The 11,850-nt window shown below is 71.1% G+C and carries 10 protein-coding genes and 2 rRNA genes; 2 read left to right on the top strand and 10 right to left on the bottom strand.

Translation table 11 applies throughout. The annotated features are described in order from the left end of the window. Both VFO68_RS13445 and VFO68_RS13440 read right to left on the bottom strand, forming a co-directional pair. Positions 1 to 1,612 (bottom strand): histidine kinase dimerization/phosphoacceptor domain-containing protein (locus VFO68_RS13445; RefSeq protein WP_325158586.1); only part of this gene is annotated, 1,612 nt, incomplete at its 3' end. A 72-nt stretch (positions 1,613 to 1,684) separates the two neighbouring features. Then, positions 1,685 to 2,152: an RDD family protein gene (locus tag VFO68_RS13440; protein WP_325158585.1), complete on the bottom strand. Its 468-nt coding sequence runs from the start codon at positions 2,150 to 2,152 to the stop codon at positions 1,685 to 1,687. Between the two features lie 159 nt (positions 2,153 to 2,311). Between VFO68_RS13440 and glnA the strand changes: the two genes are divergently transcribed. After that, the gene (gene glnA / locus VFO68_RS13435; protein WP_325158584.1) at positions 2,312 to 3,736 is read left to right on the top strand and encodes a type I glutamate--ammonia ligase; all 1,425 of its coding nucleotides are present in this window, start codon (positions 2,312 to 2,314) and stop codon (positions 3,734 to 3,736) included. A gap of 49 nt (positions 3,737 to 3,785) precedes the next feature. Here glnA and VFO68_RS13430 read toward each other — a convergent pair whose 3' ends face one another. From VFO68_RS13430 to VFO68_RS13415, 4 genes are all read right to left on the bottom strand, one after another. After that, a complete protein-coding gene (locus VFO68_RS13430) occupies positions 3,786 to 4,205 on the bottom strand; it encodes an acyl-CoA thioesterase (protein WP_325158583.1) in 420 nt (139 codons plus the stop codon). A gap of 20 nt (positions 4,206 to 4,225) precedes the next feature. Beyond that, positions 4,226 to 7,171: a bifunctional [glutamine synthetase] adenylyltransferase/[glutamine synthetase]-adenylyl-L-tyrosine phosphorylase gene (locus tag VFO68_RS13425; protein ID WP_325158582.1), complete on the bottom strand. Its 2,946-nt coding sequence runs from the start codon at positions 7,169 to 7,171 to the stop codon at positions 4,226 to 4,228. Positions 7,172 to 7,259: 88 nt separating this feature from the next. Beyond that, positions 7,260 to 8,240: an aldo/keto reductase gene (locus tag VFO68_RS13420; RefSeq protein WP_325158581.1), complete on the bottom strand. Its 981-nt coding sequence runs from the start codon at positions 8,238 to 8,240 to the stop codon at positions 7,260 to 7,262. After that, on the bottom strand, positions 8,180 to 9,085 hold the full coding sequence (locus VFO68_RS13415; RefSeq protein ID WP_325158580.1) for an EamA family transporter: 906 nt from the start codon (positions 9,083 to 9,085) through the stop codon (positions 8,180 to 8,182). Before VFO68_RS13415 ends, VFO68_RS13420 begins: the two co-directional genes overlap by 61 nt. 81 nt (positions 9,086 to 9,166) lie before the next feature. Here VFO68_RS13415 and VFO68_RS13410 point away from each other — a divergent pair, with 81 nt between their 5' ends. Beyond that, positions 9,167 to 9,622: an Lrp/AsnC family transcriptional regulator gene (locus tag VFO68_RS13410; RefSeq protein WP_325158579.1), complete on the top strand. Its 456-nt coding sequence runs from the start codon at positions 9,167 to 9,169 to the stop codon at positions 9,620 to 9,622. On the opposite strand, the gene VFO68_RS13405 is transcribed toward VFO68_RS13410, so the two are convergent. The 4 genes from VFO68_RS13405 to VFO68_RS13390 form a co-directional block, all read right to left on the bottom strand. Further along, positions 9,596 to 10,336, bottom strand: a complete 741-nt coding sequence (locus tag VFO68_RS13405) for a type 1 glutamine amidotransferase (RefSeq protein WP_325158578.1) — start codon at positions 10,334 to 10,336, stop codon at positions 9,596 to 9,598. The genes VFO68_RS13410 and VFO68_RS13405 overlap by 27 nt on opposite strands. Before the next feature lie 10 nt (positions 10,337 to 10,346). Next, the gene (locus VFO68_RS13400) at positions 10,347 to 11,195 is read right to left on the bottom strand and encodes a GNAT family N-acetyltransferase (protein ID WP_325158577.1); all 849 of its coding nucleotides are present in this window, start codon (positions 11,193 to 11,195) and stop codon (positions 10,347 to 10,349) included. Positions 11,196 to 11,322: 127 nt separating this feature from the next. Then, positions 11,323 to 11,439 (bottom strand): 5S ribosomal RNA (rrf, locus tag VFO68_RS13395). Between the two features lie 104 nt (positions 11,440 to 11,543). Further along, positions 11,544 to 11,850 (bottom strand): 23S ribosomal RNA (locus VFO68_RS13390); the annotation flags it as partial.

The following is an 11,850-nucleotide window of genomic DNA, read 5'->3' as shown; positions in this document are numbered from 1 at the left end:
CGCCCTGGATCCCGTTCACCGCGCGGTCCATCAGCTCGGTGCCGGAGAAGTCGGCGGGCAGCGCACCCCGGGCGGCCTCCAGCTGCAGCCGGATCCCGGCCAGGGTCGGTCCGACGTTGTCGTGCAGCTCCCGGGACAGCCGCAGCCGCTCCTCCTCGCGGGCGGTGACCAGCTGCTCGCGGCTGTGCATCAGCGCCTCGTTCATCCGCAGCGCCGCGACCACCGGGGCGACCTGGTTGGCCAGCGCGGCCAGCGCGTGGCTGATCGTCTCGTCGAGGTGGGACCGTCCGGCCGGCGGGCTGACCACCAGCGCGCCCACCTGCTCGCCGCGGTGCCACAGCTCGAACGTCGCCGGGGTCGCCCCGGCCGTGCTGCGCCCGTCGTCCATCTGGGCCAGCGGCCGGACCCCGTCGGTGGTGTGCAGCTCCAGCCGGGCCATCCGCAGCCGCATGGTCTCGACGATCTCCGCGCAGACCGCGCGGGGCATCTCGGTGGCGTCCAGCTGGTTGCGCATCCGCTGGCCGAGACCGGTGGCCACCGCGAAGACGTCGATCTTGCGGCCCCAGGTGACCTGGCGGACCCACCGGGTCAGCACCAGGCCGAGCGGGAAGAGCAGGACACCGGACAGCGCGACGGCGAGCACCGAGCCGGGCACCAGACCCGCCGGGAGAACCACCGCCAGTACGGCGAACCCGCCGACGTAGCAGGCCAGCAGCGTCGCCACCACGGCGATGCCCACGATCGCCCGGCGCACGGCCAGATCGAGGTCGAACAGCCGGTCCCGGGTGATGGCGATCGCGATCGCCAGACCGAACAACGCGAACGCGAGCACCTCGAGGCCGCGGTCGAGCACCAGCGGAAGCTGGCCGGGCAGGCTGTGCCGCACCGCGGCCTGCGCACCCCCGAAGGCGAACACGACCAGCACGAGCGAGAGTTGGCGCCGGCGCACCGCGCACGCGCTGCGCCTGCGGACCACCAGGCCGGCAGCGGCCAGGACGGTCATGCCCAGCAGCACAGCCGCCCCCGCGGTCAGGCAGAACGTGGCGAAGGCCTGCCGGTCCGGATCGGCCAACGGGTTGCGCACGAGGTAGCGGCCGGCGAAGTCGCTGTCGGCGAGCAGCAGCCCGACCACGTAGACGGCCATGCCGGCGACGGTGCCGGCGACCGCCCAGCGCCAGCGCGGGCTCGGCAGCCGGCCATCCGGGTAGATCATCGGCAGCAGCGTGGGGATCGCCCAGATCGGGGGCGACCACAGCGCGGTCTGCACGATCATCAGCACCGGCACGGCCGGTTCGTCCGGCGAGTCGAACGCGCCGACCAGCGTGGTCAGCAGCACCCCGACACCGTCGACCGCGCCGATCAGCAGCATCGCCCAGCCGACCAGGTTGCCGGGCTTTCGCCACACCACCAGGGCGCCCAGCGCGGAGAAGATCAGTGCGATGGCGATGTCCAGCGGCACCGGGTCGTAGGCGGAGTAGGCCCACGCGTCGGCGGCCTGGGTGACCACGGCAGCGGCTACGCCGGCGGCGATTCCGAGTACGCCAAGAAACATCGCCACCCACACGGCCCTCGACGGGCGGGTGGCGATGTGTCTGTCGCTGTCGTCGACCATCTGGCCGGATCGTAGTGCCGCAGCCGGACGTCCTGGTAGTCGCCGGCTATGACCATCAGGCCCGGGCTTCGGTCACCGGAACCTGAGCACGATCGTGCCCACCGCCCGGTCGTGCAGCCCGCGTCCGTCGGCGTTGCTGATCAGCGCCGGAATGACCAGGAAAACCATGATCGTGCGCGGGATCGCCCGGATCGGTCCTACCATGACCGCACCGTCCATCCGCGCCACCCGGATCCCGAGGGCGTACATGCCGGGGGTGAAGCCGAAGAACGCCACGGTCGCCACGGTGATCAGGAACCAGGGCACCAGGCTCCAGTTCTGTGGCGGTGCCGGCGCGGTGAACCCCCACGCGATCAGCGCGGCCAGCACCACGTCGATGACCAGGGCCAGGGCCCGGGCGCCGAGCGTGGCGACCGAGCCGGGGCCGGTCTCGGGCAGGCCGAGCCGCTCCCCTCGCCAGCGTTGCCCGGCCGCGGGCTGATCGCCCGGTTCGAGCGCCGCACGGGGTCCGGACAGCCAGGAACCGGTCCACCTCGTCACCAGGACAGCGTAAGCGGAGATGAGGTCCGGCCTCTGAGCTGGCATGCTTTCCCTGACCAGGTGGCGTTAACACCCGTGAAACATTCGGGTGATGGCCGGGCAACACCACCCTCTTAGCTTCATCACGCACAGCAGCGCAAGACGAAGGAGCCAACGAGCGTGTTCAACACTTCCGATGAGGTCTTGAAGTACATTTCAGACGAAGAGGTGAAGTTCGTCGACGTCCGGTTCTGCGATCTGCCGGGCATTATGCAGCACTTCACGGTGCCGTCCCAGTTCTTCAACGAGGACGCGATCAACGAGGGCCTTGCGTTCGATGGCTCGTCCGTCCGTGGCTTCCAGCAGATCCACGAGTCGGACATGCTGCTGCTGCCGGACTTCGCCACCTCGCGGATCGACCCGTTCCGGAAGAACAAGACCCTCGTCGTCAACTTCTTCGTGCACGACCCGTTCACCCGCGAGGCGTACAGCCGGGACCCGCGCAACATCGCGCGCAAGGCCGAGCAGTACCTGAGCGAGTCGGGCATCGCCGACACGGCCTACTTCGGTCCCGAGGCGGAGTTCTACATCTTCGACTCGGTTCGGTTCGACAGCGCCGAGAACGGCGCGTTCTACGAGATCGACGCCGAGGAAGGCTGGTGGAACACCGGCGCGGACGAGGGCGGCAGCAACCAGGGCTACAAGATCAAGTACAAGGCCGGCTACTTCCCGGTTCCGCCCACCGACCACCAGGCCGACCTGCGTGACGACATCGTGCTGCACCTGATCAACGCCGGCTTCGACGTGGAGAAGGGGCACCACGAGGTGGGCACGGCCGGCCAGGCCGAGATCAACTACCGGTTCAACACGCTGCTGCACGCGGCCGACGACCTGCAGCTCTACAAGTACATCGTGAAGAACACGGCCTGGGCCGCCGGCAAGACCGCGACGTTCATGCCCAAGCCGCTGTTCGGCGACAACGGTTCCGGCATGCACACCCACCAGTCGCTGTGGAAGGACGGCGAGCCGCTGTTCCACGACGAGTCCGGCTACGCGGGACTGTCCGACACGGCCCGGCACTACATCGGCGGCCTGCTGCACCACGCGCCGAGCCTGCTGGCCTTCACCAACCCGACGGTGAACTCCTACCACCGGTTGGTGCCGGGCTTCGAGGCGCCGGTCAACCTGGTGTACTCGCAGCGCAACCGGTCGGCCTGCGTGCGGATCCCGATCACCGGCGACAACCCGAAGGCCAAGCGCCTCGAGTTCCGCTGCCCCGACTCGTCCGGCAACCCGTACCTGGCGTTCTCCGCGATGATGATGGCCGGTCTGGACGGGATCAAGAACAAGATCGAGCCGCCGACCCCGATCGACAAGGACCTCTACGAGCTGCCGCCGGACGAGGCCAAGGACGTCGCGCAGGTGCCGGCCTCGCTGGGCGCCGTGCTGGACAGCCTGGAGCGCGACCACGAGTTCCTGCTCGAGGGCGGCGTGTTCACCTCGGACGTGATCGAGACCTGGATCGACTTCAAGCGCGAGAACGAGATCGACCCGCTCCGGCTGCGTCCGCACCCGTACGAGTTCGCCCTCTACTACGACGTCTGATCGTCACCGACCCGGGGGCGGTGGCCGCGTGTGCGGTCACCGCCCCTGTTCATGCCTGGGCGAGCGCGGACAGGTCCGCGCCGGCCGCGGCGAGGACCGCGGCCGGGTCGGCGACCAGGCGGCGGGCCTCGAGATCCATCAGGCCCATCGTGCAGGTGATCTCCGCGGCCAGGGCGCCGTCCGCCTTGGTGATGTGCTGGGTGAGCTGGAACGTCTTGCCGGTGCCGAACTTGGCCGAGCAGCTCACCGCCACCACGTCGCCCTTGCGCAGCTCACGACGGAAGTTGACCGTGGTGGACAGCAGCACGGGCGCCGTGCGCGCCTCGAACAGGGTGTCCCAGCGGCAACCGGCGGCCTCGAAGGCCTTGCTGCGGGCCACCTCGGCGTACTGGTGGTACACGGCATGGTTGAGATGGCCGAGCGGGTCCAGCTCGTAGGTGCGCACCTCGATGCTCGTCGTGAAGGTCACGATCACCACTGTATGACCTGTCAGTCCTGGTAGAACACCCGCTCGACCACGGTGCGGGCCCGGCGCATGGTGCGCCGGTAGGAGTCCAGGAACAGTCCGGAGTCGGCGTCCAGCGGGTGGCCGAGCACGCTCGCGACGGCGGCGAGCTCGCGCCCCGAGGTCGGGATCTGGTCGGTCTGCTTGCCGCGCACCAGGGTGGCCGCGTTGCGCACCCGGGTGGCGAGCAGCCAGGCCTCGCGCAGCGCCGTCGCGTCGTCGCGGTTGATCAGCCCGGCGTCCGCGGCCGCCCGCAGTCCGTCCACGGTGGACGTCGTGCGCAGCTCGGGAACCCGGTGCGCGTGCTGCAGTTGCAGCAGCTGCAGGGTCCACTCCACGTCGGCGAGCCCACCGCGGCCCAGCTTCGTGTGCGTGGTCGGGTCCGCGCCGCGCGGCAGCCGCTCGTTGTCCACCCGGGCCTTGATCCGCCGGATCTCCCTGGTCCGCCCGGGATCCAGCCCGCCGGCGGGATACCGGACCGGGTCGGCCAGCGCCACGAACCGGGCGCCCAGGTCATCGTCGCCGGCCACCGGGCGGGCCCGCAGCAGCGCCTGCGCCTCCCAGACCTCGCCCCACTGCGCGTAGTAGGCCCGGTAGGACTCCAGAGTGCGCACCAACGGCCCGTTCTTGCCCTCCGGCCGCAGGTCCACATCCACGTGCAGGGGTGGGTCCTGGCTCGGCGCGGACAGCAGCTTGCGCACGCTCTGCGCGACCCGCGAGGCGAACGCGACCGCGGCGGCGTCGGACACCCCCGGCAGCGGCTCGCAGACGAACATCACGTCGGCGTCCGAGCTGTAGCCCAGCTCCGCGCCACCCAGCCGGCCCATGGCGATCACCGCGATGTTCGCCTGCCGCCCGTCCGCGGCGGCGGACTCGGCCCGGTAGACCGCGGCCAGCACCGCCTGCAGCACCGCGCACCACACCACCGACAGCGCCGCGCAGACCGACAGCACGTCCAGGAACCCCAGCAGGTCCGCGCTGGCGATCCGGGCCAGTTCGTGCCGGCGCAGCGAGCGGGCCGCCGCGACCGCGTTGCCCAGGTAGGCCTGCCGGTTCACCGCGCTGCGCAGCGAGCCGGCCACCTCCTCCGGGTCCCGCCCGGCCAGCGCGCCGGGATCGCTCAGCAGCCGCAGCACCTCGGGCGCGCGGGTGATCAGGTCGGGCACCAGCCGCGAGGTGCCGAGCAGGGTCGCCAGCCGCTCCACCACCGCGGCCTCGTCCCGCAGGATCCGCAGGAACCACGGCACCGGGGCGAGGGCCTCGGACAGCCGGCGGTAGGCCAGCAGCCCACCGTCCGGGTCCGGGGTGTCGGCGAACAGTTCGAGCAGCACCGGCAGCAGGGCGGACTGGATCGCCGCCCGCCGGGACACCCCGCCGGTCAGCGCCCGGATGTGGCCGAGCGCTCCGTCCGGGGCGGCATAGCCCAGCGCGGCCAGCCGGGCCCCGGCATCCTTGGCGGTCAGCCGCAGCGCCTCGGTCGGAACCCGGGCCACCGCCTCCAGTAGCGGCCGGTAGAACAACTTCTGGTGCAGCCGGCGGATCCGGTTGAGGTGCCCGCGGAACTCGGCCAGCAGCACGTCACCCTCGGCCCGGCCGCCGTCCGGGCGGATCCCGGCGGCCCTGGCCAGCCAGCGCCGCGCCGCCGCGTCCCGTTCCTCGGGGAACAGGTGGGTGCGCCGCAGCCGCTGCAACTGCAGCCGGTGCTCGAGGAGGCGCAGGAACCGGTAGGACTCGGTCAGCTCGGTGGCGTCCGTGCGACCCACGTAGCCGCCTGCGCCGAGCGCGGCCAGGGCGGCCAGGGTGGCGCCGAGCCGGAGGTTCTCGTCGTTTCGCCCGTGCACGAGCTGCAGGAGCTGCACCGCGAACTCGACGTCGCGCAGCCCACCGCGGCCCAGCTTCAGCTCGCGGTCGGCCAGCCCGGGCGGCACGTGCCGCTCCACCCGGCGGCGCATCTCCCGCACGTCAGCCACGAAGTTGTCGCGTTCGGCCGCCGACCAGACCAGCGGCCGGACCACCGCCAGGTACTGCTCGCCGAGCTCGGCGTCCCCGGCGGCGAACCTGGCCTTGAGCAGGGCCTGGAACTCCCAGGTTCGAGCCCATCGCCGGTAGTAGGTGGCGTGCCCGTCCAGGGTGCGCACCAGCGCACCGGCCTTGCCCTCCGGGCGCAGCGCCGCGTCCACCTCGAAGCAGGCCTGGCCGGCCACCCGCATCATCGTCTTGGCCACCCGGCTGGCCAGCGTGAGATCGCCCTCGCCGACGAACACCACGTCCACATCGCTGACGTAGTTCAGCTCCCGGCCGCCGCACTTGCCCATCGCGATCACGGTGAGCCGGGCGGCCGCCGGATCGGCCGGCTGCTCCTCGGCCCATGCGATCGCCAGCGCCGCGCCCAACGCGGCGTCGGCGAGCTCGGTCAGCCGGCCGGCGACCGGCTCGAAGCCGGGCCGGGCCAGCTCCGGCTCGACCAGGTGGCCGAGATCGTCGGCGGCGATCTCCAGCAGGAGACCACGGTAGGCGGCGCGCAGTTCGGGCACACCGTCCGCGGCGCGCAACACCTCGGCGTAGTCGTCCGGGTCGGTGGCGCACTCCGCGGCCAACCTCCGCCATTCCCCCGGCCGGGCGATCACGAAGTCGGCCAGCGCGCTGGAACCGCCGAACACCGCGAGCAGCCGGCCACGCAGCCCCGCGTCCTGCGCCAGGGCGGCGTCCAGCTTCGGCCAACCGTCCAGGTCGGACTCGCGTAGCCGGGCCAGCCCGCGCAACGCCAGATCGGGATCCGGGCTGCGGGACAGCGCGGCGAGCACGGGCTCCCGCGTCGCCACCGGACCCTCGTCGGCCCACCAGCCGACGGCGCGCAGCAGTTCCTCCGCCCGGCCGTCGGTCAGGCCGAACCGGGCGGCGGACGGCACGGACCGGGCGCGATCGACCACGCCCCACCGTATCCCGAGCATGTGATCGCCGGGCAGTTCGGCACTGGTGGCGGCGTCCGGGCGGGCCGCCGCCAGGCTTGTGGGAGCTTCAGGAGTGCCCGAGCACCGCGTGCGGCCGGTACGGCGCCTCCAGCCTGGCCGCCTCCTCGCCGGACAGGGTCAACTCCACCGAGGCGACCGCGTCGGCGAGGTGTTCGATCCTGGTGACGCCGACGATCGGCGCCGTCACCACCGGGTTGCGCAGCAGCCACGCCAGCGCGATCCGGGCCGGCGGCAGGCCGCGTTCGGCCGCGACCGCGCGCACCGCGTCGGCCACGTCGAAGTCGGCCTCGCTGTACAACTCGTCACCGAAGGCGTCGTTGTTGGCCCGCAACGTGTTCCGCACGCCGCCGCGGTCCCGGGACCCGGCCAGCAGGCCGCGGGCCAGCGGGCTCCAGGGGATGGCGCCGACGCCCTGGTCGGCGCACAGCGGAAGCATCTCCCGCTCCTCCTCGCGGTACACCAGGTTGTAGTAGTTCTGCATGGACGTGAACCTGGTCCATCCGTGGCGCTCGGCGGTGTGCTGCGCCTTGGCGAACTGCCAGGCGAACATGCTCGACGCGCCGATGTAGCGGGTCTTGCCGGCGCGCACCACCTCGTGCAGTGCCGCCATGGTCTCCTCGATCGGTGTCTCCTGGTCGTACCGGTGGATCTGGTACAGGTCCACGTAGTCGGTGCCGAGCCGGCGCAGCGAGGCGTCGATGGCGGACAGAATGTGCTTGCGGGACAGGCCTTTGTCGTTGGGTCCGTCGCCCATGGCGCCGCACACCTTGGTGGCCAGCACGTAGTCGTCGCGGTGCGCGAACAGCCGGCCGAGCAGCCGCCCGGTGACGGTCTCGCTCACCCCGTTCGAGTAGACGTCGGCGGTGTCGAAGAAGGTGATGCCGGATTCCACCGCGGCGCGCACGATCGGTTCGGCGGCCTCCTCCTCCAGGACCCACTTGCGGGTAGCGGGATCGCCGAAGCTCATCATCCCGAGGCAGATCCGGGAGACCTTGACCCCCGCCGAGCCGAGCCGGGCGTACTCCATGGTTTCTCCTCCTGTTGGTGGATCGCCACGCCGGCGATGACCAGCGCCACCCCGACGAGGTCCGGCAACGTGGGTAGCTGAGCAAGCACCACGGTCCCAATGATCGTCGCAGTTGCCGGCAGGATGCTCAGCATGAGCGCGAAGGTGGCCCGGCGCAGGCGGGCCATGGCGAGCTGGTCGGCCACGTAGGGGATCACCGACGAGCAGATGCCCACGGCGATCCCGGCCAGCAGCCAGGCGGGGTGGGTGAACGCGACCGCCGCCTGGCCGAACCCGAGCGGCAGCGCCACCAGTGCGGCGACCAGCATGGCCGCACCAAGCTGGTCCAGCGCCTGCCGCCCGGTGCTGGCGATGCGGTGGCCGAGCACGATGTAGAGCACGAACAGCGCGCAGTTGGCGAAGGCCAGCACGATCCCGAGTGGCTCGGTGCTGAGTCGGGCGTCGGTGAGCAGCGCGACCCCGGCCACGGCCAGGGCGAGCGCGCCGGCGTTGCGCCGGGTGCGTACTCCGACCGCGGCCAGCACGATGACCCCGAGAAACTCGATCGCGCCGACCGTTGCCAGCGGCAGCCGGGCGACGGCCAGGTAGAACACCGTGTTCATGACCGCGAGCACCACGCCGAGCGCGAGCAGCACCCGGCGCTCGCTCGGTTCGAGCCGCCCGACGTGCCGCCACGGCCGGCGCCAGACCGCGAACACCAGGGCCGCGGCGGCTATCCGCAGCCAGGCCACCCCGAGCACGTCGACGTGCGCGAACAGCAGCACGGCGAACGCCGGGCCCAGGTAGTGGAAGACCGCACTGACGGCGAAGTAGGCCGGCGCCGGCACCGTGTCGATCATTCGCATAGCGGTATCTTCCAAAGCATCCACCCGCCAGGGGAATGGCCATATGAAGGCAGGAGGCGCGACTTGCCTACAGATCAAAGGGTGTTGGACGAGGTGAACCTGCGGCTGCTCACCGAGCTGCACGGCAACCCCCGGCTGTCCATGTCGGCGCTTGCCAGGCGGGTCGGCATGTCGGCTCCGGCGGTGACCGAACGGATCCAGCGGCTGGAACGGCTCGGCGTCATCGCCGGCTTCCGGATGGACGTCGACCCCGCCGCGCTCGGCCTGCCGGTGACCGCGATCGTGCGCGTCCGGCCGGGCCCGGGCCAGCTGCCCAAGATCGCGACCGCGGCGCGGGACACTCCGCAGGTGGTCGAGTGCCACCGCATCACCGGCGAGGACTGCTTCCTGATGAAGGTGCACGCGCCGTCGATCGGGCAGCTGGAGGAGATCCTGGACCGGTTCCTCCTCTTTGGACAGACCACGTCGTCGATCGTGGTGTCCACACCGGTCCCGCTTCGGCCATTGCCGCTATGCGAGCCGCAGCCCGGAGGGTAGAGCCGGCGCCAGCTCACCGGCGGCCAGTTGGACGAACCGGGTGGCGAACGGCCGCCAGGTTTCCTCGAGGTCGCGGTGCACCTCGGCGAGGCGGTCCGGCTCCAGGTCGCCGGGCCGGGCGGTCGCGGCGAAGTCGGGGTTGGACCGGGCCCAGGCCAGCACCAGCTCCGGGGTGGTCTCGATGTGGAACGCGATGCCGTAGCCGGTCGCGCCGACCCGGAAGGCCTGGTTCTGGTACCGGGTGCCGGCGGCCATCAGCTCGGCGGTGGCGGGCAGCGCCACGATCGCGTCGGCGTGGAACTGCAGCACGTCGGGCATGAACGGCAGGTCGGCGAACAGCGGGTCGCGCCACGCGGCATCACGCTTGGCGACCAGCAGGGGGCCAACCTCGGGGCCGGACTCGCCCCGCTCGACCCGTCCCCCGGCGGCCACGGCCAGCAGATGAGCGCCGAGGCAGACGCCCAGCACCGGTACCCGGGCGGTGACCGCGCCGGCCAGCAGCCGGCGCACCCCGGGGAGCCACGGATGGTCGCGGTCGTCGGTGGCGCTCATCGGTCCGCCGAGACACACGACTCCCCGGTATCCCACCAGTTCCGGCAGCTGCGCCCCGGCCGGCCGGACGACGTCGAGGTCGGCGCCGGCATCGGCGAGCCAGTCCCCCAGCCGACCCGGCGGGTCCAGCTCGTCCGGCTGCAGCACAAGAAGTCGAGTCACCGTGCCGACCTTAGTTCTCGAACGCCAACTCGGTCTGGTCGTACACCGGGCGGTAGCCGATCCGCTGGTAGATCGCGTTGGACACCGGGTTGGCCAGGTCGGTGAACAGGCACACGTACTCGGCTCCGGCCTCGAGCGCCCAGCGGGACACCTCGGCGGTGATCGCCGCGCCGTAGCCGCGGCCACGCAGTTCGGGCGGCGTGTAGACCGGTCCGATCCGGGACATCCCGTCGACCGGCGCGCCGACCGCGGCGTAGGAGACGGCCTGGTCGCCGTCCTCCCAGAGCAGCAGCCCGTTGCCGAGGGCCAGGGACTGTCGCAGCATGTTCAGCACCTGCCCGGTCGACCGTCGCTCGCCGATCGCCTCGACCTCGAACGCGGCCACCCATTCGACCAGCATCGGCAGGTCGTCCTCGGTCACTGCCCTGGCCCGCCCGGCCGTTGCCGGCGGCTCGAGCGTGCCGAGCCGGAACAGCCGCATCGCCCGGACCTCACGGACCGAGGCGCCGGTCAGCGTGGACCACAACTGTCCGAACGGCTCGGCGGTGTCCCGTGGCCCGGACACGCACGGCAGGTCCACGCCGTGCTCGAGAAGCGCGTTCGCGAACGCTTCGCCGCCGGCGCCGGCCGGTACCGCACTGATCCCGAACGGCCATGGCCACTGCCGGAACGCCGCGCCCGCGATCCGGTCACCGTCCCACAGGGTCATCAACACGGGCGGCTCCAGGTCCGGGGCCGGCGTTTCGACCAGCCGCCGGCCCACGCTCAGCCCGTGCGTGTGCCGCAGCGGATCCGCGGCGAACACCGGCCGCGCGAGCGCCCAGTACTCGGCGGGATCGTCATGAATGCGAACCTTCACTCGCCCAGAGTCGCGCGTGCCGTCCGTGGGGTCCACCCGTTTTCCGGGTCCCGGCGGAAAGAGAAAGAGAAATGGCGGAAATGCAAACAGGGCCCCCGGTGTTTCGGGGGCCCTGTTCGGGATGTGTGTCCGGCGGTGTCCTACTCTCCCACACCCTGTCGAGTGCAGTACCATCGGCGCTGGAGGGCTTAGCTTCCGGGTTCGGGATGGGACCGGGCGTTTCCCCTCCGCCATGACCGCCGTAACTCTATGAAACTGTTCCACGGGTGTGGTGTTTCAGAGTTGTATAGTGGATGCGAAATGTGATCTGGTGCTCGCACACCAGCGGTGTGCTGGTGTGTTGCGTTGTGGGGTAAGTCCTCGGCCTATTAGTACCAGTCAACTCCACACATTACTGTGCTTCCATTCCTGGCCTATCAACCCACTGGTCTAGGTGGGGGCCTTAACCCACAAAGGGGTGGGAGACCTCATCTTGGAACGGGTTTCCCGCTTAGATGCCTTCAGCGGTTATCCCTTCCGAACGTAGCCAACCAGCCGTGCCCCTGGCGGGACAACTGGCACACCAGAGGTTCGTCCGTCCCGGTCCTCTCGTACTAGGGACAGCCTTCCTCAAGTCTCCTGCGCGCGCGGCGGATAGGGACCGAACTGTCTCACG

The sequence above is a fragment of the Actinophytocola sp. genome, assembly GCF_035712165.1.
Classification (GTDB): domain Bacteria; phylum Actinomycetota; class Actinomycetes; order Mycobacteriales; family Pseudonocardiaceae; genus DASYTH01.
Note: the sequence above shows the minus strand (reverse complement) of the source record. Positions and strands in the feature narration are given on the sequence as shown.